The 24,852-nt window shown below is 61.3% G+C and carries 23 protein-coding genes; 12 read left to right on the plus strand and 11 right to left on the minus strand.

The annotated features are described in order from the left end of the window. Complete coding sequence (locus CFI11_RS21240; RefSeq protein ID WP_130409488.1) at positions 1 to 810, minus strand: metal ABC transporter ATP-binding protein; 810 nt, start codon at positions 808 to 810, stop codon at positions 1 to 3. 1 nt (position 811) lies between these two features. Then, the gene (locus CFI11_RS21245) at positions 812 to 1,765 is read right to left on the minus strand and encodes a metal ABC transporter solute-binding protein, Zn/Mn family (RefSeq protein ID WP_371687491.1); all 954 of its coding nucleotides are present in this window, start codon (positions 1,763 to 1,765) and stop codon (positions 812 to 814) included. Between the two features lie 190 nt (positions 1,766 to 1,955). Between CFI11_RS21245 and deoC the strand changes: the two genes are divergently transcribed. Genes deoC through CFI11_RS21260 form a run of 3 tightly spaced genes read left to right on the plus strand, consistent with a single transcriptional unit; the run spans position 1,956 to position 6,039 of the window. Continuing rightward, positions 1,956 to 2,945, plus strand: coding sequence for a deoxyribose-phosphate aldolase (gene deoC, locus CFI11_RS21250; RefSeq protein WP_130409490.1), 990 nt, complete (start codon positions 1,956 to 1,958; stop codon positions 2,943 to 2,945). A 36-nt stretch (positions 2,946 to 2,981) separates the two neighbouring features. Beyond that, positions 2,982 to 5,321 carry an aldehyde dehydrogenase family protein gene (locus CFI11_RS21255; protein ID WP_130409491.1) on the plus strand — a complete coding sequence of 780 codons (2,340 nt, stop codon included), beginning with the start codon at positions 2,982 to 2,984 and terminating at the stop codon, positions 5,319 to 5,321. Then, positions 5,311 to 6,039 carry a dienelactone hydrolase family protein gene (locus tag CFI11_RS21260; protein WP_130409492.1) on the plus strand — a complete coding sequence of 243 codons (729 nt, stop codon included), beginning with the start codon at positions 5,311 to 5,313 and terminating at the stop codon, positions 6,037 to 6,039. Before CFI11_RS21255 ends, CFI11_RS21260 begins: the two co-directional genes overlap by 11 nt. A gap of 4 nt (positions 6,040 to 6,043) precedes the next feature. On the opposite strand, the gene CFI11_RS21265 is transcribed toward CFI11_RS21260, so the two are convergent. The 7 genes from CFI11_RS21265 to CFI11_RS21295 form a co-directional block, all read right to left on the minus strand. Next, positions 6,044 to 7,357 (minus strand): pitrilysin family protein, encoded by a 1,314-nt coding sequence (locus CFI11_RS21265; RefSeq protein WP_130409493.1) that lies wholly within the window; start codon positions 7,355 to 7,357, stop codon positions 6,044 to 6,046. Next, complete coding sequence (locus CFI11_RS21270; RefSeq protein ID WP_130409494.1) at positions 7,354 to 8,697, minus strand: pitrilysin family protein; 1,344 nt, start codon at positions 8,695 to 8,697, stop codon at positions 7,354 to 7,356. Before CFI11_RS21270 ends, CFI11_RS21265 begins: the two co-directional genes overlap by 4 nt. A 79-nt stretch (positions 8,698 to 8,776) precedes the next feature. Next, positions 8,777 to 9,292, minus strand: a complete 516-nt coding sequence (locus CFI11_RS21275; protein WP_174843517.1) for a DUF3035 domain-containing protein — start codon at positions 9,290 to 9,292, stop codon at positions 8,777 to 8,779. Between the two features lie 51 nt (positions 9,293 to 9,343). Further along, positions 9,344 to 9,823 (minus strand): signal peptidase II, encoded by a 480-nt coding sequence (lspA, locus tag CFI11_RS21280; RefSeq protein ID WP_130409495.1) that lies wholly within the window; start codon positions 9,821 to 9,823, stop codon positions 9,344 to 9,346. A gap of 10 nt (positions 9,824 to 9,833) precedes the next feature. After that, on the minus strand, positions 9,834 to 11,423 hold the full coding sequence (gene purH / locus CFI11_RS21285) for a bifunctional phosphoribosylaminoimidazolecarboxamide formyltransferase/IMP cyclohydrolase (RefSeq protein ID WP_130409496.1): 1,590 nt from the start codon (positions 11,421 to 11,423) through the stop codon (positions 9,834 to 9,836). 20 nt (positions 11,424 to 11,443) lie between these two features. Then, positions 11,444 to 13,186, minus strand: a complete 1,743-nt coding sequence (locus tag CFI11_RS21290; protein ID WP_130409497.1) for a heparinase II/III family protein — start codon at positions 13,184 to 13,186, stop codon at positions 11,444 to 11,446. Between the two features lie 55 nt (positions 13,187 to 13,241). Continuing rightward, positions 13,242 to 14,537, minus strand: coding sequence for an RsmB/NOP family class I SAM-dependent RNA methyltransferase (locus CFI11_RS21295; RefSeq protein ID WP_130409498.1), 1,296 nt, complete (start codon positions 14,535 to 14,537; stop codon positions 13,242 to 13,244). Between the two features lie 70 nt (positions 14,538 to 14,607). On the opposite strand from CFI11_RS21295, the gene CFI11_RS21300 reads away from it, so the two are divergent. Continuing rightward, positions 14,608 to 14,790 carry a DUF1674 domain-containing protein gene (locus CFI11_RS21300; RefSeq protein WP_130409499.1) on the plus strand — a complete coding sequence of 61 codons (183 nt, stop codon included), beginning with the start codon at positions 14,608 to 14,610 and terminating at the stop codon, positions 14,788 to 14,790. A 5-nt stretch (positions 14,791 to 14,795) separates the two neighbouring features. Here the strand turns inward: CFI11_RS21300 and CFI11_RS21305 are convergent, their stop codons facing one another. Then, a complete protein-coding gene (locus CFI11_RS21305; protein ID WP_130409500.1) occupies positions 14,796 to 15,146 on the minus strand; it encodes a dihydrodipicolinate reductase in 351 nt (116 codons plus the stop codon). A gap of 114 nt (positions 15,147 to 15,260) precedes the next feature. Further along, positions 15,261 to 16,070 (minus strand): 4-hydroxy-tetrahydrodipicolinate reductase, encoded by an 810-nt coding sequence (gene dapB / locus CFI11_RS21310; protein WP_130409501.1) that lies wholly within the window; start codon positions 16,068 to 16,070, stop codon positions 15,261 to 15,263. Between the two features lie 87 nt (positions 16,071 to 16,157). Here dapB and rbfA point away from each other — a divergent pair, with 87 nt between their 5' ends. From rbfA to pnp, 8 genes are all read left to right on the plus strand, one after another. Beyond that, complete coding sequence (rbfA, locus tag CFI11_RS21315; RefSeq protein WP_130409502.1) at positions 16,158 to 16,553, plus strand: 30S ribosome-binding factor RbfA; 396 nt, start codon at positions 16,158 to 16,160, stop codon at positions 16,551 to 16,553. Further along, positions 16,550 to 17,290, plus strand: a complete 741-nt coding sequence (locus CFI11_RS21320; protein WP_130409503.1) for a phosphodiester glycosidase family protein — start codon at positions 16,550 to 16,552, stop codon at positions 17,288 to 17,290. The genes rbfA and CFI11_RS21320 overlap by 4 nt, the downstream gene beginning before the upstream one ends. Before the next feature lie 94 nt (positions 17,291 to 17,384). Then, complete coding sequence (gene truB / locus CFI11_RS21325; protein WP_130409504.1) at positions 17,385 to 18,299, plus strand: tRNA pseudouridine(55) synthase TruB; 915 nt, start codon at positions 17,385 to 17,387, stop codon at positions 18,297 to 18,299. Beyond that, positions 18,296 to 18,802 carry a DUF1643 domain-containing protein gene (locus CFI11_RS21330; RefSeq protein ID WP_130409505.1) on the plus strand — a complete coding sequence of 169 codons (507 nt, stop codon included), beginning with the start codon at positions 18,296 to 18,298 and terminating at the stop codon, positions 18,800 to 18,802. The genes truB and CFI11_RS21330 overlap by 4 nt, the downstream gene beginning before the upstream one ends. A gap of 108 nt (positions 18,803 to 18,910) precedes the next feature. After that, entirely contained in the window at positions 18,911 to 19,894 is a 984-nt protein-coding gene (locus CFI11_RS21335) for a calcium-binding protein (protein WP_130409506.1), read from the plus strand. Positions 19,895 to 20,041: 147 nt separating this feature from the next. Beyond that, the gene (gene rpsO / locus CFI11_RS21340) at positions 20,042 to 20,311 is read left to right on the plus strand and encodes a 30S ribosomal protein S15 (protein WP_130409507.1); all 270 of its coding nucleotides are present in this window, start codon (positions 20,042 to 20,044) and stop codon (positions 20,309 to 20,311) included. 201 nt (positions 20,312 to 20,512) lie between these two features. Beyond that, positions 20,513 to 22,498 carry a S9 family peptidase gene (locus CFI11_RS21345; protein ID WP_165390352.1) on the plus strand — a complete coding sequence of 662 codons (1,986 nt, stop codon included), beginning with the start codon at positions 20,513 to 20,515 and terminating at the stop codon, positions 22,496 to 22,498. Between the two features lie 195 nt (positions 22,499 to 22,693). After that, positions 22,694 to 24,838, plus strand: a complete 2,145-nt coding sequence (gene pnp, locus CFI11_RS21350; protein WP_130409509.1) for a polyribonucleotide nucleotidyltransferase — start codon at positions 22,694 to 22,696, stop codon at positions 24,836 to 24,838. Positions 24,839 to 24,852 lie beyond the last annotated feature (14 nt).

Below are 24,852 nucleotides of genomic sequence, written 5' to 3' on the forward strand. Positions count from 1 at the left end.
TTAGCCCAGCATACCCGCAAGCTGATCGACCTGCGCCGTGGCAAGCCGCCCGCCATAAGCGCGCTGCAACGTGTCGGCGGTAAAGGCCTCGCCCACCGGTCCTTCGGCGACCTTACGGGTGTTGATCAGGAAGACGCGGTCGAAATATTCGCTGACCGTCGACAGGTCGTGATGAACGGCCACCACGGTTTTTCCCTCGGCCTTGAGATCTTTCAAAACATGGATAATCGCCTTTTCCGTCGCCGCATCCACGCCCGCGAAAGGTTCGTCCAGCAGATAAAGATCCGCCTTTTGCGCCAGCGCGCGGGCCAGAAAGACCCTCTGCTGCTGTCCTCCCGAAAGCTGCCCGATCTGGCGTTCGGCAAAGGCGCGCATGCCGACGCGGTCCAGACAATCAAGTGCCTCAGCCCGGTGCCTTTGCCGGACACGACCCAAGAGACCCAGATCGCGATACATGCCCATCAATACCACATCGATGACCCGTGTCGGGAAATCCCAATCGACCGACGCGCGCTGAGGCACGTAAGCTATCCGGTCCCGCTGCTGCTCAAGATCCTGCCCGAAAGCACGGACTTGGCCAGACAGAGGTTTGAGGATGCCCAAGGCGGCCTTGAGCAGGGTCGATTTCCCGGCCCCGTTCGGTCCGATAATCGCTGTCATCGCGCCCCGAGGTACGGTCATGTCGACCGAGAAAACGGCCGGCTTTTCACCGTAGGATACCGTCAGGCCACGCACGCAGAGCGGCGCATCATCCGCGTCGGTTTCAAATCTGGCAGGCGCACCTGCAGTCGTGGCCAAACGCAATTGCATATCAGTATCCTGCTGACAGTTTGCCGTCCATGCCGCGCGGCGGCACATCGGCACCAAGCGCTCCGGCTATGACGGTGACATTGTGATCGATCATCCCGATGAACGTTCCCTCATAGGTCTGATCCGCACCCATCGCATCGCTGAAAAGTTCTCCGCCAACGCTGACCTCATGGCCCTGTGCGGCAGCCCCTTCGATAAGGGCGCGGATGTTCCGATCCGAGACCGAGCTTTCCACAAAGACCGCCGCAACGTCCCGCTCGACCAGAAGATCCACCAGTTCGCGGATCCGGTTCAAACCCGCCTCACTTTCGGTGGAAATGCCCTGAATGCCCAGAACCTCAAAGCCATAGGCTTGTCCGAAATAGCCGAACGCGTCATGTGCCGTAACCAGCACCCGCGCGCTTTCGGGTACATCCGTCAGGGTGGCACTGCTGTAGTCGGCAAGGCGGGCGATCTCTGCGATATGCGCATCGGCATTGCTGGCAAAGACCTCCGCACCCTCGGGATGCACCTGGGTCAGCGCGTCCGCGACAGTCCCGACAACCATCGTCCACAATGCGGGGTCCATCCAGACATGGGGATCGAACTTGTCGGCATAATCATCATGCGCGCGCAGCCGGTCCCGCGGCAGATCGTCAGCGACCGCGACAACGGTGTTTTCGCGGCTGAGGTCTGTAAAGAAGTCCTCCATCTGCGCCTCAAGATAAAGGCCGTGCCACAAGACCAGATCGGCGCGTGTCATCGCCACGATATCGCTGCGGGTCTGCCGATAGGCATGCGGATCGATGCCTGGCCCCATCAGGGCACGCACATCGACGAGATCTCCGCCCACCTGTCGGGCCGCATCGGCAATCATTCCGGTGGTGGCGACGACCGACACACGCTCGTTCGCAAAAGCGGCCGGGGCCGCAAATGCAGCGGCGGCGATCAGGGGCAGTACAAAACGTCTTAGAATCACGGACGATTCTCCATTCTGTGCAAGGAACCATGTCACATGAATATGCGAGTCATTCTCAATTCGTCAATGAGTTTGCGAATTATTCGCAACAAGACTCTGTGAACCGCCCCTCTTTTGGGCAGCCCGCTCGCTTGCCAAGCGCCGCGCTGCATGCGACTTTCGCAGCGCAGCGGGCCAGGGAGCGATTATGGACCTCAGCACCTCAACCGAAACGGCACATCTGCCGCAAATCGCGGAAGCCCGAAACCCGGGCACCGAGCTGGATCTCGACATCGTCGCGATCCAGAGGGCCAACACCTCGGCCATCGAACGGCGCGCGGCGACCCTGCCGGGTAGGCGATCGGTGAAGAAAGCCTATCAGGCGGCCTGGCTCTTGCGCGCGATCTCCTGCATCGACCTGACCACGCTGGCTGGAGACGACACCGAAGAAAGGGTGCGAAGACTGTGCGCCAAGGCCCGCCAGCCGGTGCGCGCCGACATGCTGGATGCGCTCGGCATGGGGCCGATCACAACCGGTGCTGTCTGCGTCTATCACGACATGGTGCCTGCCGCGGTTGAAGCGCTGCAGGACACGGGCATCCCGGTAGCGGCTGTTTCCACGGGGTTTCCGGCGGGATTGTCGCCGTTCCCACTGCGCTTGGCCGAGATCGAGGAGAGCGTGAAGGCCGGTGCCACCGAGATCGACATCGTGATCTCGCGCCGTCATGTGCTGAGCGGCAATTGGCAGGCGCTTTATGACGAAATGCGGGCCTTCCGCGCGGCCTGCGGCGCGGCCCATGTCAAAGCGATCCTTGCGACCGGCGAGTTGGGCAGCCTGCGCAACGTCGCCCGCGCCTCACAGGTTTGCATGATGGCAGGCGCCGATTTCATCAAGACATCGACCGGCAAGGAAAGCGTGAACGCGACCCTGCCCGTTACCCTGGTGATGCTGCGCGCGATCCGGGACTATCATCTGCGCACCGGCTACCGCGTTGGCTACAAACCCGCAGGCGGCATTTCCAAGGCCAAGGATGCGCTGGTCTATTTGGCGCTGATCAAGGACGAACTGGGCGATCGCTGGTTGCGTCCGGATCTCTTCCGCTTCGGCGCCTCCTCGCTTCTCGGTGATATCGAGCGGCAATTGGAGCATCATATCACCGGCGCCTACTCTGCCGCACACCGCCACGCGATGGGCTGACCGGAGGATATTCCGTATTTTTATCGAGAAGAAGACATGAGCGTAGCCGAGATATTCGAGACGATGGATTACGGACCTGCCCCTGAAAGCGCGGAGGAAGCGCTTGCCTGGCTCGTCGATCAGGGCAGCCGGTTCGGCCACTTCATTGACGGGGCCTTTACCGAGCCGGGGACCGGCTTTGACAGCCGCAATCCAGCCACGGGTGAGGTTCTGGCAACGATCAGCCAAGCCAGTCAGGCCGATATAGATGCGGCGGTCAAAGCGGCGCGCAAGGCGCAGGGCAAATGGGCGAAGCTGGGCGGGCCCGGACGGGCGCGGTATCTTTACGCGCTTGCGCGCCTCTTGCAAAAACATGCGCGGCTTTTTGCGGTGCTGGAAACACTCGACAACGGAAAGCCGATCCGGGAGAGCCGGGACATCGATATCCCCCTTGCCCAGCGCCATTTCTACTATCACGCGGGCATGGCACAGCTGATGGAGGAGGCTTTGCCGGGCCGCGCGCCGCTTGGGGTGTGCGGTCAGATCATCCCGTGGAACTTCCCCCTGCTGATGCTGGCCTGGAAAGTGGCGCCCGCCTTGGCAATGGGGAACACCGCGGTTCTGAAACCGGCGGAATATACCTCTCTCACAGCGTTGCTTTTCGCCGATATCTGTCGGCAAGCCGGATTGCCGCCCGGCGTCATCAACATCGTGACCGGCGACGGCGCGGTCGGAGAGATGATTGTCGGGCATGCCGATATCGACAAGATCGCCTTTACCGGTTCGACAAGCGTGGGCCGCAGCATACGGCAGGCCACCGCAGGCACCGGCAAGGCGCTGACGCTCGAACTCGGGGGGAAGTCCCCTTACATCGTCTTTGACGACGCAGATCTCGACAGCGTGGTCGAAGGGCTGGTCGACGCGATCTGGTTCAACCAGGGACAGGTCTGTTGCGCCGGATCCCGTCTGTTGGTTCAGGAAAGCGTGGCCGAGCCGTTTTTCGACAAGCTGCGCCGCCGCATGGACACCTTGCGGGTCGGCAATCCGCTCGACAAATGTATCGACGTGGGCGCGGTGGTTGATCCGGTGCAACTGGATCGCATTGCCGAGCTGGTAGAGAGCAATGCCAGTGGCACGACCTACCAAGCCAGCGGCGCCTTACCTGACGGCGGCTGTTTTTACCCGCCGACGCTGATCACCGGCCTCGCCCCCTCTGACCCCCTGATGCAGGAGGAAATTTTCGGGCCGGTTCTCGTCTCAACAACATTCCGGACACCGGCAGAAGCGGTAAGCCTTGCCAATAACACGCGCTATGGGCTGGCGGCGACGGTTTGGTCGGAAAATCTGAACCTCGCGCTGGACATCGCTCCGCAACTCGCGGCCGGAGTGGTCTGGATCAACGCCACCAATCTTTTTGATGCAGCTGCAGGGTTCGGCGGCGTACGCGAAAGCGGGTTTGGCCGGGAAGGCGGATGGGAAGGGCTGACTGCCTACACAAGGCCCGTAGGGACCGCGAAGACGCTCACGCCCATTGAGCCCGTTCTGGGCGAGAAAGGTCCGGAGAACGGGATCGACCGAACCGCAAAGCTTTATATCGGGGGCAAACAGGCGCGTCCCGATGGGGGCTATTCCAGCCCGGTCTACGGCAAGACGGGCTCGCTTCTGGGTCATGTTCCGCTGGCCAACCGCAAGGATGTGCGCAATGCCGTGGAGGCCGCGCGGGGGGCTGCCGGCTGGGCCAAGACGACAGGGCATCTGAGGGCGCAGATCCTCTATTACATCGCAGAGAACCTCGCCGCCCGTGCGGAAGAATTCGCGGCGCGGCTGGATGCGCTTCAGGGCGGGCGCGGAGGCGCGAAAGAGGTAGATTTGTCCGTTCAACGCCTCTTTACCTACGCCGCCTGGGCCGACAAGTACGACGGGCAGGTCCATGGGGTGCCGATCCGCGGCGTTGCCCTTGCGATGAAAGAGCCGGTCGGCGTGATCGGCGCGCTCTGCCCGGACGAGGCGCCGCTTCTGGGCCTTGTGTCCTGCATGGCGCCGGCCATCGCGATGGGCAATCGCACCGTGCTGGTCGCGTCCGAGCCGTTTCCGCTGGCTGCCACGGATTTCTACCAAGTGCTTGAGACATCCGATGTCCCAGCAGGCGTGGTCAATATCCTTACCGGAACCCATGCGGAGCTTGCCAAGACGCTTGCAGATCACCTTGACGTCGACGCGGTCTGGAGCTTTTCCTCGACCGATGTGTCAGGCGATATCGAACGTCGCGCCGCGGGCAACCTCAAGCGGACATGGGTCAACCATGCCCAAGCGCGAGACTGGAGCCTGCCGGACACGCCAAGTTTCCTGAGCGAAGCAACTGAGATCAAGAACATCTGGGTGCCCTATGGCGAATGAGATCAAACAATCCACGCTCGGTTACGCGCATGATGAGCTTCAGTTCGAGGGCCAGCTTTTTACGCATGCGGACCAGAAAACCCGCCCCGGTATCCTCGTTGCGCCCGCCTTTGGAGGACTTGGCCCGCTTGAGATCGACTATGCCCGGCGGTTGGCCGATCTGGGGTATGTCACGCTCGCCGTCGACTATTATGGCGATGCAGCCCGCGTCGAAACGCAACCCGAAGCATATGCGCTGATGCGGGCCGTCGAGGCGGACCGACCGGTGCTTGCCAAGCGGATGCAAGCAGCGATGACGGCGCTTCAGGCGCAATCCGATGTCGAGGACGGGCGGATCGGTGCGATGGGCTTTTGCTTTGGCGGGAAGGCAGTGCTGGATCTTGCGCGAAGCGGTGCCCCGATCAAGGCCTGCGTTCCGATCCACGGTGTCTACGACGCACCGCCGGACCCGGCACAAGCCATGCCGGGGTCGGTTTTGGTGCTTCACGGTTGGGATGATCCGCTTGCCACGCCCGAGCAATTGACCGCCCTCGCCGCAGAACTCACGGTCGTGTGCGACGATTGGCAGGTGTTGGGGTTCGGCGGCACCGGCCACGCCTTTACCAATCCGGGTGCCCAGAGCCACGATGCGGGCATGGGCTACAGCGCGCGCGCGTCAGATCGGGCCTGGACGGCCCTCACCAAGTTTTTCGACGAAACTCTGAATTCCGACGGTTAGCACATCATTCGGTGGGAACCGGCAACCCTTCTGGCTGGCCCACCACGACGAAGTGCAAACCGGCGGGATCGAGAAGCTCACCAGCCACACGATTCACGTCTTCCAGCGTGACGGCATTCACTTTGTCGTTGCGCGTGGCGATGTAGTCGATGGGAAGGCCCTGCATCTGCATGCCAACCATGATGGTCGCGATGCGGCTGTTGCCGTCGAAGCGCAGCGGATAGGCCCCGGTCAGGTACGTCTTGGCCGCGTCCAACTCTTCCACGGTCACGCCTTCCGTTGCCGCGCGATCCCATTCGGCGCGGATCACCTCGATGGCCTCGGCGACCCGTGAATTGGCCGATGCGACACTACCCAGGTAGATCGCGGCCAGATCCTTGGGCAGGAGGTAGGAATAGACGCCGTAGGTCAGTCCACGCTTCTGGCGCACTTCGGTCATCAAGCGGCTTTCGAAGCCGCCCCCGCCGATGATGTGGTTCAAGACGAATGCCGGAAAGAAATCATCATCATTCCGTTCGATCCCGCGTTGAGCGAACAAGGCCACCGATTGCGGTGTGTCAAAGGGAACAACTGTCGTCCCACCATCGAGCGAGACATCGACCTTTCCGGGAATCTCCGCTCCGGTCTCGGGCAGTCCGTCAAGCAGATCGTCGAGCAAGGTGCTCAGCTCATCGGCCGTTATGTCCCCGACAGCGCCGATATAGATGCGGTCCCTGGCAAAGACCGCGCGATGAGCGGTCAGGATATCATCCCGCGTCAGTGCCGCGACAGAGGCAACGGTCCCGCGCTCGGGCCCACCATAAGGGTGATCACCATAGGCAATCTCCGACAGGGCGCGGCTGGCAATCTCGTTAGGATCGTTCGCATCCGAGCGAAGACCTGACAAAACCTGCTGCCGCACCCGTTCGATTGCGCTGTCATCAAAGCGTGGCTCAAGGATGGATTGGCGCAGCAGGGGCAGAACCTCGTCCCGGTTCTCGGTGAGCATCTGCGCAGAGATCGACACGTCGTCGTCGTTCGAATCATAGTCGAAGGACGCGGCCAACCCTTCCAGCGACCGCGCGAAGGCCCTTGCGTCCAGATCACCCGCGCCTTCTTCCAGCAGACCGGTCATCAGATTAACCGCTCCACGCTTGTCGGGAAGATCCAGGGACGTCCCCCCGCGAAACCGTAACTCCAGCGCGACGAAGGGGATTGACTGATCTTCAACCAGCCAGGCGGTCAGGCCGCCGGGCGTTGTCACCTCCTCGATCTCGACGTCGGCGGCTGCGGGAAGAGCGATAAAGACAGTCAGGATGAAGCTTGCGAGAAATCTCATTGCGTCACTCCCTCGGTTTTGGTGAGCCAGCCGGTCACGGATGCTTCCGGACGCAAAACCGCGCGTGCGGCTTCGATGATGTCTTCTTCGGTCACGGCCTGAAGAATGTCGGGCCAGGCCCGCACGTCCTCGACCGTCAGACCGGATGTCAACGCGCGGCCATAGCGGTTCGCGATCCCATCGACATTGTCACGCGCATAGATCTGGGCCGCGCGCAGTTGCATCTTGATCCGCTCAAGCTGCTCGGCATCCACGCCATCCTCGATAAAAGAGGCAAGGGCGGCATCCATCGCCTCCTCGGCCTCCTGCAAGCTGACATCCGGGCCCGGCACGACGATCACGGTAAACGAGGTGTCGTCGAGCGAGACACCGCTGTAGAAAGCACCGGTCCAGACGGCGACCTGACTGTCGAATTGCAGCTTTTCGGCCAGATAGGATGTTGTCCCACCCCCGAGGATTTCACTCAGCAATGCGAGGGCAGCCGCTTTCTCCTGTGCGCCGCTGTCCCGCTCAGGCGCGATATAGGAGCGGCTGACATAAGGCTGCGCCACTCTCGGATCCCGAAAGACCACGCGCCGTTCGGCCCGATGGGGTGGTTCCTCGGTCCGCGTCCGTTCGGGCAGGTCGGGGTTCGCGGCAATCACACCGTAATGCCTTTCGGCCAGAACGCGAACATTTTCAGGGTCCACATCACCAGAGACGATCAGGATCGCGTTATTCGGTGAATAATGCCTGTCATAGAAAGAGAGCACATTTTCCATATCCAGTGTCTCCATCTCGTGCATCCAGCCGATGATGGGCACTCCGTAGCGATGATTGAGATAGAGCGAGGCGTTTAACTGCTCGCCGAACAGGGCCCGCGGATTGTTCTCGGTACGCTGATTTCGTTCTTCGATAATCACCTGCCGCTCGGTCACGATGTCCTCATCGGTCAACCGGATGTTTTTCATCCGGTCAGCCTCCATCTGCATCATCAGTTCGAGGCGGTCAGATGCGACGCGCTGGAAATAGGCGGTGTAATCATAGCTGGTGAAGGCGTTGTCCCGGCCGCCATTTGCCGCGACCGTTGCGGAAAGCTCGCCCGCTTCAAGGGTCTCGGTCGCCTTGAACAAGAGATGTTCCAAAAAATGGGCGACGCCGGATTGACCCTTCGGTTCATCCGCTGAACCCGCACGGTACCACACCATGTGCTGCACAACCGGGACGCGGTTATCCTCAATGACGACGACATCCATTCCGTTGTCGAGCGTGAAGCTGGTAACCTTGTCATCAATACTCTGCGCCATTGCCGGAATGGCAAGGACGGCAACCGCGATCGCCGCGCTGAGCACTCGCTTCATGTGTGACCCTCCGTCAAGTCTGGACCACAAAGTACGCGACGGGGTGCACTCTTCAAGCTGTCTTGGCGGAAAAGTGAGGTCAGTTCTCTTGCGGGGGCGAGGTTGAGGTCTGGGCACCCGTCCGGCGAAACCGATCTGTTTCGTCAAAGGGATCAAGAGATTGACGGCGATAAACCTGGTTGTACCGGTCTGTGCGGAAGAGCTGGAATTGCGTCAAACGACCACGGCGCCGACGAAACGCTTCGTCTTCCTCGGCAAGGCTGGCGCGGATCCCTGACTGCACCCCGTAGCGACCCGTCTGACCGACCAAAGCCGCATCCGACGCGGGCACCCCTTGGGACGACAGAGCCGAGGCACGACCGCCCAGAGCAACCACGGCATCGGCACGCGGCTGGGGATCAACCAGATTTGCACCGCCCGGCATCGGCGTTGGCAATGCGCTATAGCTGTCTGGCGCGCTCAGCGGTTTGACCGGCTGCACCAGGAACTCATCCGGCCCGCCGGAATTCGAGCGCAAATCGCGCAGACCGGTATTCGAACACCCGGCCAGAGCCAATGATCCCAAAATGATGATTGCGATATGCGGCACACGCATCGCCACACTCCTGCCTGTTTCTGGCATCTTTACCTCATCACGCAGGCAACGTCACGAGGCCTTTTTCTGGCGCGTCTTGCCATCGAAAAGGATCAGACCGATCGCGCCGGCAAAAATGAAGACATCCGCCAGATTGAAAACAAAGGGATTGCGCACGCCACAGCATGACATGTTGAGGAAATCCAGCACGTAGCCATAGATGACGCGATCCAGAACATTGCCAAGCGCCCCACCGATCAGAAGGCCACCGCTGAACAGCATCAAAGGCGTTCGGTGCCAGCGCATGACCCAGTAGAGCACACCCGCGACAACCAGGATCGAAAAACCTACAAGGATCCAGCGGGTGACATCCGGGGCGCCGTCAAGGATGCCGAAGTTGATGCCGCGGTTTTCCCCATATCGCAGATTCAGAATGGGCGGCAGAACATCGATCGACCGGATGCGCGACAGCTCCATCGCATGCACGATGACGTATTTGCTGATCTGGTCGATCGCGAAAGCCAGCGTGGCGGCGAGAAAAAGGAGGCGCATCCGAGGTCTCCTAATGCCGGAAATGCCGCATGCCGGTCAGCACCATGGCCAGGCCGGCCTCGTCGGCGGCTGCGATAACTTCGTCATCCCGCATCGACCCGCCCGGCTGAATGACCGAGGTTGCCCCGGCGGCGGCAGCCTCCATCAATCCGTCTGCAAAAGGAAAGAACGCATCTGAGGCGACTGCGGACCCAACGGTGAGGGGTTGCGGCAAACCCAGGGCTTCGGCCATACGCTCGGCTTTCTTGGCCGCGATCAGCGCACTGTCGACCCGGCTCATCTGACCGGCCCCGACACCCACGGTCGCCCCATCCTTCACGTAGACGATCGCGTTCGATTTCACGTGCTTCGCGATCACCCAGGCCAGCAGGAGGTCGGACATCTCGGCATCCGTCGGCTGGCGCTTTGTCGCGACTTTCAAATCCGGCACGTCGACATGTCCAGCATCCTTGTCCTGGACCAAAAGACCGCCGGCCACCTGCCGATAGGCAAGGCCCGACATGCGTGGATCGGCCAACCCCCCGGTTGTCAGCAGCCGGAGGTTCTTTTTCTGGCCGAAGATCTCGATCGCCTCCTCATCCGCATCCGGCGCGATCACAACCTCGGTAAAGATCCCCGTGATGTCCTGTGCGGTTTCGGCATCCAGCGGCTGGTTCAAGGCGACGATGCCGCCAAACGCACTGGTGCGATCACAATCAAAGGCCTTTTGGTACGCATCCCTGAGCGTCGCACCACGCGCCACACCACAAGGGTTGGCGTGCTTGATGATCGCGCAGGCCGCACCTTCCGACGGATCAAACTCGCTGACCAGTTCAAAGGCGGCATCGGTGTCGTTGATGTTGTTGTAGGACAGCGCCTTACCCTGATGTTGCCGCGCGGTTGCCACGCCCGGTCGGCGCGCGCCATCGGTGTAAAAGGTCGCCGCCTGATGCGGGTTCTCGCCATAGCGCAGGGTCTGTGCCAACGTCCCGGCAAAGACGCGCCGACGCGGCGCAGTGTCACCCAGGGCGGAAGCCATCCAGGTCGATACGGCGGCGTCATAGGCGCCTGTGCGCGCATAGGCGATTTGGGCCAATTTCTGACGAAACGCATAGCGTGTCGCACCGTCATGATTGCCCAATTCCTCCAGCAATGCATCGTAGTCTTCGACATCGACCACGACGTTGACGAAGGCATGATTTTTGGCCGCGGCGCGGATCATCGCCGGGCCTCCGATGTCGATGTTCTCGATGCATGTGTCGTAGTCGGCCCCCTTCGCCACCGTTTCCTCGAACGGGTAAAGGTTGACGACAAGCAGGTCGATTGCACCGATATCATGCGTTTCCATGGCGTCCAGATGGGCCTTGTCGTCCCGCAAGGCCAGAAGGCCGCCATGAACGGCGGGATGCAGCGTCTTCACACGCCCGTCCATCATCTCCGGAAAGCCTGTTACATCCGAGACGTCACGCACCTCAAGCCCAGCATCTCGCAAAGCCGCGGCCGAGCCGCCCGTGCTCAAAAGCTCCACCCCCCTCTCGGCGAGGGCCCGGCCAAGATCGACCAGTCCCGTTTTGTCTGATACCGAGAGAAGCGCGCGGCGCACGGGGTAAAGATCGGTCATTCTGGGTGGGCCCTTTCAGGTCAGTCGTTCAGTTCCAGCTCATCCCGGGCAAGGTCGCGCACGGCGATAGCCGTGTCTTGTGCCTTGGACAGCGACCACCGGATGCGCGTCGCATACTCCATCGAGCGGCCGGATAGAACGATCTGTTTTGTCGCGCGGGGTTTGAGCCTGCCTTTCTCAAGATAAACGCTTGGATCAAGTGACAGGCGCACCTTTCCGTCATGGCGGAAAACCCAGATCTCTCCGCTCTTCAACGCCATCGAAATCGCCGCGCCGCCCAGATCGACGGTGGCATCCACATCCGGGTGAAGGTGAAACCGGATGTCAAACCCGATGCCCGACAGGCTTGTTGCATCCAAGGCCCGGTCGAACTGGCGTTTGGCGGGATCATCCATGGCCAAAAGCATGTCTTCGCCCGCCAGTCCCCGCCCGTCAAAAGTGATTTCGATGGTGCGGGCATGGGTCAGACCGTGGGTGGCGACATACCCATCATGCCCCCCCTGGAAGCGAAGGCCGTCCGCCGCCTCCGACATTTCGATGGGAACATGAACCGGGGCGTCGACCAGCGCCTCGCGGGTGCGGTCGCGCGGCACGTCGCCAAGGCGCGCACTGGAATAGCCATCGAGGCTGAGGACCGAATGCGACGGCGTCGCACGTCCCGCGCGCCGCCATTCCGGGCCGAACGATTCGCCGGAGCCGCAATTGACGATCAACGGCCGCCGCCCGGATGTCAGCTCGAACGCAAGGGTAGAGGCATGCGCATTGCACGAGGCCACGCCCTTTGGCGGCACGCTGGCATCCATGATGACGCTGGTCCGCCCGGCAGAGAGCCGGGCATAGCCCATCGACAGACCATCAGCATGCCGTTCCTTCACCTGGCTTGCGGCAAGCGCGTGATCGAGCCGTCCTTCAAGACCGCGACCACCTCCGTGAAAGCGGGCCAGCCCGCCATCAGAATGACGCAAAGTGCGCAGGGTGGGTGCGATGCGTTCGATTGCCGCCAGGTGCGATGCAGGCGTGGTCCGGCCTGCCTCGTTCAGCGCGGCGGCGGCCCAGGTCAGCAAAGTAAAAACCTCAAGCAGCTCCTCGGGATTTCGGGTCGGCAAGCCGCCCTGGTCGTCGATCTGGCTATCGCATTCCCGTGCCAAGGCCCTGATGGCCGGATCGGCCAACGCTTCCTGGCCTTCTAGCGACAGGCCTGCATAGATCAGACCTGTCAGAGCCTCGAACCGCGGCAGGCCGGGCGCTGCGCTTTGCCAGCGCTTGCCCAGAAACCAGGTTTGCCGTCCCAGGACCCTGTAAAACCCTTCGCTGGCCTCTTTGTCCTGCCCGCGCAGCAGGAAAATCGCGTGGTTGATCCAGCGGATCACCCGGCGCCCGGTAAGATCAGGCGTCCAGCCGGGACCACGGCCCGTGCCATAGGACGCGATCCAGTCCCAAAGCCATCCCTGCGCCTGCTGACGTGCGGCCAGATCGCCGACAGCCGCCAGATCGTCCAGCCAGCCAAAGCCGTGAATTTCGGCTTCGAACGCCGCATCAGGTGCCGTGATCGCCCAGATATTGGCCTGTCGCGCCTCTATCAGGTATCCCGCAAACAGCAGATTGCCGGCGACGAGCTGCCGTCCCCGTGCGAAACTGCCGATGGTGCGTGGCTCTGGCGACGAGACAAAAGCGGTGACACCGCCCTGCCGTGAACTGAGCCGTGCGTATAAGCGGTTCAAAAGGCGCGTGCCGCGCGCCGAGAAACTCTCTGCCGATGACATTGCTCTGCCTCTCACGCTCTTTGGCGTTTGGGCAAAGTATAGCCTTGTATCCGCCTCAAGTCACCGACGAAACAGACGCTGTGGTCGCTTTGCGCAGAAATGCGATGTAAAATCCGTCCATTCCGCCGTGCTGCAGCCAAAAATCGGGGCGCAGACGCAAACCGCCCTCTTCGGTCTGCCAGGCACGGTCGATGCCATTCAGGTCATAGGCGGCCCGATCGGCGGACATATCCCGGTGCCGGATAAGCGCCTCCTCGATCTGCACCTCCCCCTCGTCCGGAAAGATGGAGCAGGTACAGAACACCATGCGCCCGCCGGGTTTGAGCAGCGACCACGCGTGATCGATGAGCTGGCCCTGCAGCGCGATCAGACCAGCAAAATCGCCGCCGTCCTTTGCGAAAGGCAGATCAGGGTGGCGGCGGATCGTCCCGGTTGCGGAGCAAGGCGCATCCAGCAGAACGGCATCGTATGCGCCACCGTGCTCCAGGGCGTCGGCGATTATCAGATCTGCATCAAGCCCGGTCCGTTTCAAATTCTCGCTGACCCGCGCCATCCGTGTTTCGGACGAATCAATTGCCGTCACACGGGCACTCGCCGCCGCAAGCTGCATTGTCTTACCGCCAGGAGCGGCGCAGAGGTCGACGACCTTTTCCCCCGCTTTCGGAGCAAGGATTTTCACCGGAAGCGCGGCAGCGGCATCCTGAACCCACCAGTCACCCTCGGCATAGCCCGGCAGCCTGGAAATCTGGCCCGCCTCCCTCAGACGCAGGGATCCTGTCGGCAAGACATCCGCGCCCAGCCTGTCGGCAAGATCGCCGATCTCTCCCTTCGGGGTCAGATCCAGCGGCGCGCCTGCGGCATGCGCGCGTTCCATCGACGCCACAGCGTCCGCGCCCCATGCCTCGACAAGTGGCCGGCGGAGCCAGATCGGCAACCGCGAGATGCGAAGTTTAGACCAGACATCCGGCCCTGTTGCAGCCACCTTTCGCAGGACAGCGTTAACCAGCCCCTTCAGATGAGCCTGACGGCGATTGTTCGCGGTCAGCTCCACGAAGGCATTGACCACACCATGCGCGGCACCGCCGGTGCAAAGCTCGAAGGTTCCGACCCGCAGGGCGTTCCGGATTGTCAGCGGCGGCGGTTTGCGAAGGTGCTTCTGCAAAAGCCGGTCCGCCCGTTCGAGGTTGCGCAACGTCTCTGTCGCAAGCCGTTGCGCCCGGGCGCGGTCATCCGGCTGCAATTGGGTCAACACCCCGGCATTCAACGCTTCAGAGAGCAGCCGATCCTGTCCCAAGACCTGATCCAGCAAGCTTACCGCGCCGCGCCGGGCGCCGATCCCTTTGTCCTGCATATCCCCAGCCTCGACTTGCTCGGATCAAAGGGGGGCGTATATCAAGGGTCACGCCGCAAAGGAACCCGTGATGAGCGACGACAAGACCAATGACATCCCGCCCGCTGCCCAGCGCGCCTTGGCCGAAGCCGAAGAACGCAGAAAAGCGGCCAAATCGAACCAGCCGCTTCCTAAAGAACTGGGGGGGCGCGATGGGCCCGAGCCCGTTCGTTATGGTGATTGGGAAAAGAAGGGAATCGCGATCGATTTCTGACCGCGCTAGCGAAGCCGGAAGTCCGCGAAATCGCCTTGTCCGCGATCCGACGTAAAGCGGATCCGTTGGCCGTTGACCCGCACCTCTTGGCAATTATAGCCAAGGTCACTTCCACCCCAGTACAGATCCCGGCAAAAATAGCCGCCCTGCCAGCTCCACTGACCGGTGACTTCCCAGCGCGCACCGGTTCCGCTGATTGCGCCGCCGGGCGCAACCTGCAGCCGGACAAAGGGCCGGGTGAGTGTTTTACCGGAGACGATCTTTTTGAAGTCTTCGGCGTTTGCGACCTTGGCGAAATCCGCTTTGGCCGGGACCGCAAGAAATAGAGCGGCAGCAATTCCTGCAAAAATACGCATGTTCAGGCATCCCATCCTTCGGAAACATACCTGTCATACGCAGCTTTAGCGAAACCGGATCAACGTATCCGCAAGGCTATGCGCCGGTTTGGCGAAAAATCGCGGGTGCATCCGTCAGAGACCCAGAACGTCGATCATGTCGTACTCACCCGGCGGCTGACCCTGCCCCCAAAGCGCAGCGCGCAGCGCGCCACGCGCAAACAGGGCACGGTCACTGGCGACATGCCGCAACACGATCCGCTCACCCGGACCGGCAAAAAGAACATCGTGTTCGCCCACGATGTCGCCCCCGCGAATGGCGGAAAAACCGATCTGTCCTGACTGGCGTGCACCTGTGATACCGTCCCGTCCACGCTCTGCGACGTCATCAAGCCGGACACCGCGCCCCTCCGCCGCGGCCTCTCCCAGCATCAGGGCGGTGCCGGACGGTGCGTCGACCTTTCGGTTGTGATGCGCTTCGATGACCTCGACGTCGAACTCCTCCCCCAGGGCTCGCGCCACCTGCTTGGTGATCTGCACCAGCAGATTGACACCCAGGCTCATGTTACCCGCCCGGATGAAGACCGCATGCCGTGCGGCAGGTTTGAGCTGTTCGAGCTGCGCATCACTCATGCCTGTCGTTCCGATCACGTGAACGGCGCGGGCCTGCGCGGCAAGCGCTGCGAATTCCAGCGTTGCTTCGGGCGCGGTAAAGTCGATCACGGCCTGCGCGCGCGCAAACGCTTCGAGCGGATCGTCCGTCACCGTAAGCCCAAGCGGCGCCCCGCCCATCGCTTCGCCCGCATCCTGCCCGATCCAGTCATGACCTTGACGCTCGACAACACCGGCAAGGTCGGCCTTGTCGCTTTCCGCGATCATGCGGATCAGCATCTGGCCCATACGGCCAGAAGCACCGGTTACCACCAAGCCCGGTCGTTCGGTCATCACATCATCCTTCCCAAATTCCGCCTGCCCTCTCTAGCGCCACGCAGCCCGCTTGGCAAAGCGCACCGATCTGCTTAGATGGGCGCCATGGGCAAGAACAAGTTTCACGATGGTCCCGGACCATCCCAACGCCAATTGCGGGTGGGCGAACTCATACGCCGTACGCTTTCCGAGGTACTGGCCCGCGGAGACGTGCACGATCCGGAGCTGAACAGCATGTCGATCACGGTCGGAGAGGTTCGCACCTCTCCCGACCTTCGCATTGCAACGGCTTACGTGCTTCCGCTTGGCGGCAAAGGACAGGAAGACGTGGTCGCATTGCTGGCCCGCAACAAAGGGGAGTTGCGCCGTCTGGTGTCGAAGAAACTGGCTCTCAAATTCGCGCCCGATCTGCGATTTCAACTCGATGAAACCTTTGACCGAATGGACGACACGCGGCGCATGCTTGATCAAGACAGCGTACGCCGGGATCTTGAGAAATGATACGCCTCTGCCTGACGCTGGCTCTGTTGGTGCTCTGCCAGCCCGCGCTGGCCGCCGAATGCAAGGCCGTCACCCACGACGCCAACCGCTACACGATCTGCGAGGTTGACCCGCGCACCGAGACGCTGAGGCTCTTTCTCTATGACGATGCGGGCGCGCCCTATGGCCATTTCAGCGCGGTAGACGCGGCGCTTTCTAACCAACAGCGGCGTCTTGGGTTTGCGATGAATGCCGGTATGTACCACTCTGATCGAGCGCCGGTCGGTCACTATATCGAAGATGGCGAGCAGGTGATGCGCGTGGTCTCAAGCGCGGGACCGGGTAATTTCGGCCTGCTGCCAAACGGTATCCTTTGCCTGCGCGAGGGCCGGGCCGATGTGATCGAGACGCTGCGCTTTCAAAGTGAGGCGCCGGAGTGCCGGCACGCGACCCAATCGGGACCCATGCTGGTCATCGACGGTGCATTGCACCCGCGCTTTCTTGAGGACAGCACCTCACGCTACGTCCGAAACGGCGTAGGCACGTCTTCTGATGGCAGCCGGGCCGTATTCGCCATCTCGTCGAACCCGGTGACCTTCCATGAATTCGGACGCCTCTTCCGCGACGAGCTGGATTTGCCGAATGCCCTTTACTTTGATGGCAATGTCTCTCGCCTGCACGCACCGATGCTGGATCGATCCGATGTCGGCTTTCGGATGGGCCCGATCATCGGCACGGTTCGTCCACTCGAGGACTGACAGATCGACATCACGACAGACCGCCCGGCGATTGACAGTTTCGAGCCGGGAGTGGTAGGCGGCGCTCTCTATCTAATCACTTTCTGAGGCATCCATGGGACGTACGCGAAAGGGGCGTGACATCTCCGGCTGGCTGATCGTGGACAAGCCCGCGGGCATGACCTCGACCGCAGTTGTCAACAAGGTTCGCTGGGCGCTCCAGGCGAAAAAGGCGGGCCATGCCGGCACGCTTGACCCCGATGCAACTGGTGTTCTTGCCGTGGCTTTGGGTGAGGCGACCAAGACGGTGCCTTACGTCACCGACGCGCTCAAGGCCTATGCCTTCACGATCCGCCTGGGCGAGGCGACCAACACGGACGATGCAGAGGGAGAGGTGATCGCGACCAGCGACCTCAGACCTGATGACGAAACGATCAAAAGCGCTCTGGGTGCCTTTGTTGGCGAGATCCAGCAGGTGCCGCCGAAGTATTCTGCCGTGAAGATCGACGGGCAGCGGGCCTACAAGCTGTCCCGCGCGGGCGAAGACGTCACGCTTGAAGCGCGCCCCCTTTGGGTGGAGGAGCTGGTCGTGACCGACCGGCCTGACCATGACCATGTCACGCTTGAGATGACATGCGGCAAGGGTGGCTATGTCCGTTCGATTGCCCGGGATCTGGGTGCTGCACTGGGGTGCCATGCCCATGTGCGTAACCTCAGACGGCTTTGGTCGGGGCCTTTCGATGCGGATGACGGTCTGGATCTGCAGCAGGTAGAGGAACTGGCGCGCACGCCTGAGCTCGACACCCACATAAAGCCGCTTGAGATGGGGCTGGAAGATCTTCCGGAACTGCGGTGCACCGCCGATGGGGCAGCGCGCCTGCGCAACGGCAATCCGGGCATGGTGATTGCCACGGATGTCGAATACGGCGATGAATGCTGGGCCTCTCATGACGGGCAAGCCGTTGCCGTCGGCATCTACAAGGCTGGTCAACTGCATCCCAGCCGTGTGTTCAATCAGCCCGCGTCGTGATCACGCGCAACCACACCAAGGGCGACGCGTTTTCGACGGCCGTCTATTCCGACTGCGAGCGATATCGCTATGCGCTGACACGGGTTTGGGACGCGGACGGGCGGCGCGCGAATTTCGTGATGCTTAACCCCTCGACCGCGACTGAGGTTCAGAATGACCCGACCGTGGAACGATGCGAGCGCCGCGCGCGTGCTCTTGGATTTGGCGCGTTCCAAGTCACAAATATCTTTGCATGGCGCGACACCGATCCGCGCAAGATGCGCGCCGCCGAGGACCCCGTCGGCCCGGAGAACGACGCGGCTATCCTTGCCGCGGCGGAGTGGGCGGATCAGGTCGTGGCCGCATGGGGCACGCATGGCGCACACCTTAGCCGCGGCGCGGATGTCGAACGCCTGCTGCGGGCTGCCGGGCACCCGCTTTGGATGCTGGGGCTCAGTAAGGACGGTCATCCCAAACACCCCCTTTACATCGCCTATGCGCAACAGCCCGAGCGATGGATCTGACACGCTAATCGGGCGTTAACCAACTGATCTCATTGCCTTTGACTTCGCTGGTGCTGCTATGACTAGATATGGTCCCGTGGGCGAATGCGAACTTGGTGAGTGTAAGAGATGTTGTGGTTAGCCGGATTGATGGGCATGGTCGCCGTTGGCGCCGCCAGCTTTGTAAGCGTAACGTCAGACGAAACTGAAGAAGAGGCGCAAGACCGGGACTTGGCAGACACGCTGTCTGAGGAGGCAACGTCCGAGACCACCAGCATCCTGGATTTCATAGACCCCCCCGAGGCTGACATCGTGGTGGGTGATGCCGACAACAACGAGATGTCGGGCGGCGGCGGCGATGACCAGATGAACGGGTATGAAGGAGACGATCTTGTCTCTGGAGACCAGGGCAATGACACCGCGCACGGGGGCGATGGCGAGGATACGGTTCTCGGCGGTTCCGGACAGGATGAGCTCAAGGGAACGGACGGCGACGATCTTCTGCGGGGCGGCAGCGGAGAAGACACACTTTACGGCGAAAATGACGATGACACGCTAATGGGTGGCACAGGCGATGACAGCCTGAACGGGTCGGCGGGCGATGACTACATCTACGGCGGCGATGGCGACGACGCGCTTCTTGGAAACAGCGGGGATGACACGCTCGAAGGAGGTGAGGGCGCGGATACGCTGAACGGCGGATGGGGCGACGACGTGATCAACGGCCTTGATGACCGCGAGGCCGGTACGGTCGACTTTTTGAATGGCGGCGGAGGCGACGACCTCATCTTCGCGGGCAATAGCGACGTCGTCACAGGCGGGACGGGTGAAGATACCGTGCTACTGGGCGACTGGATTGAAAACGGTGAAGCGGTTGAAATCGTCAATTACGACAGCGCCGAGGATCAGGTCATCCTCGTCTGGGACGACGATACATTTGAAGACGTCGAGATCGAGTTGATCAACGATGCCGGAGCGTCGGGCGACAGCCATATCCTGGTTGACGGAGAGGTGGTGGCGAAGATCAAAGACAACACCTCTGTCGCGCTGGACGATATCGCGCTGATTGCCCGCGGCGACATCTCCTCTCTCGGCTTTTCGCTCCCGATTTAGGGACCCTTTGCAAAGACAGGGATTTGCGCGTATACGCGCGCATCCGTCGGGAATCGAGACGACACCCGGCGGTCATAATCTCCACGGGCCTGTGCTGGACGACATCCCGGCCTGCGCCATCCACTCTAACCTGCAAAGGAGACCCCGATGTCGATCACAGCCGAAGAAAAAGCCCGCGTTATGAAGGATTTCGCAACAAAGGACGGCGACACAGGTTCGCCGGAAGTCCAGGTTGCCATCCTCAGCTCCCGCATCGCAACGCTGACGGAGCACTTCAAGACGCACAAGAAAGACAATCACGGCCGGCGCGGCCTGCTGAAGATGGTCGCCCAGCGCCGTAAGCTTCTTGACTATGTCAAAGGCAAGGACGAGGCGCGTTACCAGGATCTCATCAAGCGCCTTGGTCTGCGCCGCTGATCCGAAAATAGCACCAACGTACGGAACCGTATCTGCCCCGGCAGGTACGGTTTTTTCTTGCGCCGCTGTCGAACCGGCGGGTGTCTCAGCCGATCCGCCATCCATTTTCCGCCGGTTTCAACCCTGCGCCGAAAGGCATGTTGCAGCCGTCCAGAAGCTTGTCGAAAGCTTGCCTGGCACATGGACGGAGATGCATCAGCAATGCTCAAGAAAATCGCTATCTGGGCCCTTGGCCTGATCGCATTTGCCGGGATGGCCGGAACCGGCGCGTATCTTTGGGCCAGCAGGGACATCCCGCCAACGCATCCGACGCTTGCCGAGGCCGATCTGCCAGACCTGATCCCCGTCCGGCATTTCTGGGCCAGCACCGCAGAGGAATGGGCCTACAAGCCCTCCTTTGACGGTCAGTATATCGCATATCGCGCCGTAAGATGGGCCCAGGGGGTGGTGATCCTTTCCGATATCGCGACCCGCAAGGAGATGGCGGTACTGGAGGATGTGTCCGACTATTACTGGTCGGACATCGAAGCCAAGCTTTATGCGATCATCGAAGGTCGGCTTTGGCTGATCGATCCTTATGCGCCAGACCGGGACAACTGGTCCGATGTCACACCACGCGGCTTTAGCGGCTGGACCATCAAGAACAGGGTGCGCGGCGCTGACGATCTCTGGCTCATTTCGTCCCGCGACCGCAACCCGGCTTTCGCTGACATCTACACCACGCGCCAGGACGGTGGCGGCAAACGATTGCTGCTGGAAAACGAGGGCCGCACGCTCGACTGGGTTTTTGACGCCGCGGGCAACCCGGTTCTTCGATTTGACCGGCGTGAAGACGAATATGTCGATCTCTTTGTTCTCGACGATCCCGACACAGCGGATTGGCGGCTCCTGATGACGATCAGTCCAACCGATCATTTTCGTGTTCATGATCTCATCCCGGAGAGAAACGCCGCTATCGTCATGTCGTCCCGCGACCTTGATAAGGTTGCCTTTGTCGAGGTGGATCTTGAGACCGGAGACCAAACGGTGATCTATGGCATGCCGGACACCGATCTGCTTTCCGTCGTCAACCTCGACCCGCATGACAGCACGCTTGATCTGATCTACAACCACGGGCCGGGCCGCTCCTTCATCACGGTCAGCAAGCGCGGCTCGGAACTCGCCTACCAGATGGATCAGCTTGGAGAGCGGGTCTTTCCGGATGACTTCTATTGGGCCGGAACCGGGCGATTTGTGACAGCCACACTGTCCCCGAATGCCAAAAGCTATGAATACCTGCTCTTTGATCTGGAGAACGGAAATCAGACCCATCTGGGCACCTTTCATTTCCGGGACCGGCATCAGGACAAACTTGCCCTGACCGAGGAGGTCACGATCACCGCGCGAGACGGCCTTGAGTTGCCTGCCCTTCTGGTCCGCCCGAAAGGGGTCGAAGGGCCCGTACCGTTGCTGGTCGAAGTGCATGGCGGACCGGCACAGCACGTGGCCTGGTCCTATGCGCATTTCTGGCAATTCTTCGCCAATCGCGGCTACGCCGTTCTGTCGGTCAACTTTCGCGGCTCGACCGGCTATGGAAAGCGCTTTCAAGCGGCAGGTTTTCGGGAGTTCGGGCGCGCCATGCAGCAAGATCTCTATGATGCCGCCGCCTGGGCCGTCGATCAGGGGATCGCAGACCCGGAGGCCATGGCCATCGCTGGCGGCAGCTATGGGGGGTATGCGGCCGCCATGGCCGCGACAGATCCCGCGTCACCCTTTGCAGCGGCAATCGTCGCGCATGCCGTGCTCGACGTTGAATATCAGATGCGCAACAATCCCTTCGCCTGGGGCCTGAGCACAATCAATATGGAGCGGTATTTCGGATCTCTCGACAACGAAGAGGATCTGGAAAACATGCGCCGCTACTCTCCCCTGAACCGGATCGAGGATCTGTCGATCCCGGTTCTGATGGTGGCCGGCAAGCGAGATCGGGTCGTCGGGTTTGAACAGACCGAGGAGTTCATTCGCCAGGCCGAAGCCCAGGGCAAGAGTGTTGAAGAGCTGATCTTCGAGAATGAGGGGCACGGCGTGAGCCGCTGGCAAAGCTCGGTCCGGCACGCCCGGGTGATCGAGGAGTTTCTGGCCGAACACTTGGGCGGACGCAGCGGCGGCTGGGATATCAGCGAGACGCTGGCGGACTATATCGACTGATCTTGGCGCGGCCATTGATGACAGAGCCTGCGATTTGAAGGTTTCAAAGTCGCGCAATCTCGGATATGGCCGCACAGTCTGTAGATAGGCGCCCGGACCCCAGCGCCCGACAAACAAGAGACAGGGGTCAGAGGCAATACGGCCTCTGCGAAATCGGGGAGACGGGACCGACCCGCTCCCAACATAGGAAACGTGATGTTTAACGTAACGACGAAATCGATGCAGTGGGGGGAAGAGACCCTCACATTGGAAACGGGCAAGGTCGCCCGTCAGGCGGACGGATCCGTCATCGCCACGCTTGGCGAAACCTCGGTCATGGCCAACGTGACCTTCGCGAAGGCGCCCAAACCCGGTCAGGACTTCTTTCCGCTGACCGTCCACTATCAGGAAAAATACTATGCCGCGGGCAAGATCCCCGGCGGCTTTTTCAAGCGTGAGGCGCGCCCCACGGAGAAAGAAACCCTCACCGCGCGCCTGATCGACCGTCCGATCCGTCCGCTTTTCGTATCGGGCTTCAAGAACGAAGTGTTGGTCATGTGTACCGTGCTCTCGCACGATCTGGTCAATGACCCCGATATCGTGGCGATGATCGCAGCCTCCGCCGCGCTGACCATTTCCGGCGCGCCCTTCATGGGCCCGATCGCAGGCGCGCGGGTGGGCTTTGAGGATGGTGAATATGTCCTCAACCCGACCGTGGACGACATGCAGGACCTGCGCCTGAATCCCGAACAACGCCTCGACCTGGTCGTGGCCGGGACCAAGGACGCGGTCATGATGGTCGAATCCGAAGCCTACGAGCTGACCGAGGCTGAGATGCTGGGCGCCGTGACCTTCGCGCATGAGCAGATCCAACCGGTGATCGACCTGATCATCGCGCTGGCCGAAGAAGCCGCCAAAGAGCCCTTCGACTATCAGCCTGCCGATATCTCGGAGCTTTACGCGGCCGTGAAAGCAGCAGGCGAGGACAAGCTGCGCGCCGCTTACGAGATCATGGACAAGCAGGACCGCACGACGGCGCAGAACGCCGCGCGTGAACATATCCTGGAAAGCCTGACGGAAGAGCAGCGCGAAGACATCAATGTCGTTCAAGCCATCAAAAAGCTCGAAGCCTCGATCCTGCGCGGCGACGTGGTGAAAACCGGCAAGCGGATTGACGGACGCAAGACCGACGAGGTTCGCTCTATCGTCTGCGAAACCGGCATGCTGCCTCGGACCCACGGCTCGGCCCTCTTCACCCGCGGTGAGACGCAAGGTTTGGTGGTCACCACGCTGGGCACCGGCGATGATGAGCAATTCATCGACGCCCTGCACGGCAACTTCAAATCGAACTTCCTGCTGCACTACAACTTCCCGCCCTACTCGGTCGGCGAAGCGGGCCGCGTGGGCCCTCCGGGCCGGCGTGAGATCGGTCACGGCAAACTGGCATGGCGCGCGCTGCAAGCCGTGCTGCCCGCCTCGACCGACTTCCCCTACACAATCCGCGTGGTGTCGGAAATCACCGAATCCAACGGCTCGTCCTCGATGGCGTCGGTCTGCGGCGGGTCGCTGTCCATGATGGATGCGGGCGTGCCGCTGAAATCGGCTGTGGCCGGTGTGGCCATGGGTCTGATCCTGGAAGAGGACGGATCCTACGCGATCCTCACCGACATCTTGGGTGACGAAGACCACCTGGGCGACATGGACTTCAAAGTGGCAGGTACCGAAAACGGCATCACCTCGCTGCAGATGGACATTAAGGTTGCGGGCATCACCCCCGAGATCATGGAGAAAGCCCTGGCGCAAGCCAAGGACGGCCGGATGCATATCCTGGGTGAGATGAACAAGGCCCTGACCGGTGCCGCGGAATTCTCCGTCCACGCGCCCCGAATCGAAACGATGCAGGTGCCCACCGACAAGATCCGCGAAGTGATCGGATCGGGCGGCAAAGTCATCCGCGAGATCGTGGAAGTGTCGGGCGCCAAGGTCGACATCAACGACGACGGCATCATCAAGATCGCAAGCCCGAACGGCGAAGCGATCAAAAAGGCCTACGACATGATCTATTCGATCGTGGCCGAGCCCGAAGAGGGCGCGATCTATACCGGCAAGGTCGTCAAGATTGTGGATTTCGGCGCCTTCGTGAATTTCTTCGGCAAGCGTGACGGGCTGGTCCACGTCTCCCAGATCGAAAACCGTCGCCTGAACCATCCGTCCGATGTGCTGAAGGAAGGTCAGGACGTGAAAGTCAAGCTCCTGGGCTTCGACGATCGCGGCAAGGTGCGCCTGTCGATGAAAGTCGTCGATCAGGAAACCGGTGAAGAGATCACCAAGGAAAAGAAAGAGGAAGCGGCAGAGGACTGATCTGCCACATCCGC

Origin of the sequence: Thalassococcus sp. S3, from assembly GCF_004216475.1 — a bacterium.
GTDB lineage: Bacteria > Pseudomonadota > Alphaproteobacteria > Rhodobacterales > Rhodobacteraceae.

What these genes read in the sequence shown, in the direction of transcription:
- CFI11_RS21275 (WP_174843517.1), bottom strand. Translation starts at nt 9,292, where the DNA reads ATGCGTGTGCCGCATATCGCAATCATCATTTTGGGATCATTGGCTCTG.
- CFI11_RS21265 (WP_130409493.1), bottom strand. Translation starts at nt 7,357, where the DNA reads ATGAGATTTCTCGCAAGCTTCATCCTGACTGTCTTTATCGCTCTTCCC.
- purH (WP_130409496.1), bottom strand. Translation starts at nt 11,423, where the DNA reads ATGACCGATCTTTACCCCGTGCGCCGCGCGCTTCTCTCGGTATCAGAC.
- CFI11_RS21335 (WP_130409506.1), top strand. Translation starts at nt 18,911, where the DNA reads ATGTTGTGGTTAGCCGGATTGATGGGCATGGTCGCCGTTGGCGCCGCC.
- CFI11_RS21300 (WP_130409499.1), top strand. Translation starts at nt 14,608, where the DNA reads ATGAGCGACGACAAGACCAATGACATCCCGCCCGCTGCCCAGCGCGCC.
- CFI11_RS21270 (WP_130409494.1), bottom strand. Translation starts at nt 8,697, where the DNA reads ATGAAGCGAGTGCTCAGCGCGGCGATCGCGGTTGCCGTCCTTGCCATT.
- CFI11_RS21320 (WP_130409503.1), top strand. Translation starts at nt 16,550, where the DNA reads ATGATACGCCTCTGCCTGACGCTGGCTCTGTTGGTGCTCTGCCAGCCC.
- deoC (WP_130409490.1), top strand. Translation starts at nt 1,956, where the DNA reads ATGGACCTCAGCACCTCAACCGAAACGGCACATCTGCCGCAAATCGCG.
- CFI11_RS21305 (WP_130409500.1), bottom strand. Translation starts at nt 15,146, where the DNA reads ATGCGTATTTTTGCAGGAATTGCTGCCGCTCTATTTCTTGCGGTCCCG.
- dapB (WP_130409501.1), bottom strand. Translation starts at nt 16,070, where the DNA reads ATGACCGAACGACCGGGCTTGGTGGTAACCGGTGCTTCTGGCCGTATG.
- CFI11_RS21260 (WP_130409492.1), top strand. Translation starts at nt 5,311, where the DNA reads ATGGCGAATGAGATCAAACAATCCACGCTCGGTTACGCGCATGATGAG.
- CFI11_RS21290 (WP_130409497.1), bottom strand. Translation starts at nt 13,186, where the DNA reads ATGTCATCGGCAGAGAGTTTCTCGGCGCGCGGCACGCGCCTTTTGAAC.
- rpsO (WP_130409507.1), top strand. Translation starts at nt 20,042, where the DNA reads ATGTCGATCACAGCCGAAGAAAAAGCCCGCGTTATGAAGGATTTCGCA.
- CFI11_RS21295 (WP_130409498.1), bottom strand. Translation starts at nt 14,537, where the DNA reads ATGCAGGACAAAGGGATCGGCGCCCGGCGCGGCGCGGTAAGCTTGCTG.
- truB (WP_130409504.1), top strand. Translation starts at nt 17,385, where the DNA reads ATGGGACGTACGCGAAAGGGGCGTGACATCTCCGGCTGGCTGATCGTG.
- CFI11_RS21240 (WP_130409488.1), bottom strand. Translation starts at nt 810, where the DNA reads ATGCAATTGCGTTTGGCCACGACTGCAGGTGCGCCTGCCAGATTTGAA.
- pnp (WP_130409509.1), top strand. Translation starts at nt 22,694, where the DNA reads ATGTTTAACGTAACGACGAAATCGATGCAGTGGGGGGAAGAGACCCTC.
- lspA (WP_130409495.1), bottom strand. Translation starts at nt 9,823, where the DNA reads ATGCGCCTCCTTTTTCTCGCCGCCACGCTGGCTTTCGCGATCGACCAG.
- rbfA (WP_130409502.1), top strand. Translation starts at nt 16,158, where the DNA reads ATGGGCAAGAACAAGTTTCACGATGGTCCCGGACCATCCCAACGCCAA.
- CFI11_RS21255 (WP_130409491.1), top strand. Translation starts at nt 2,982, where the DNA reads ATGAGCGTAGCCGAGATATTCGAGACGATGGATTACGGACCTGCCCCT.
- CFI11_RS21345 (WP_165390352.1), top strand. Translation starts at nt 20,513, where the DNA reads ATGCTCAAGAAAATCGCTATCTGGGCCCTTGGCCTGATCGCATTTGCC.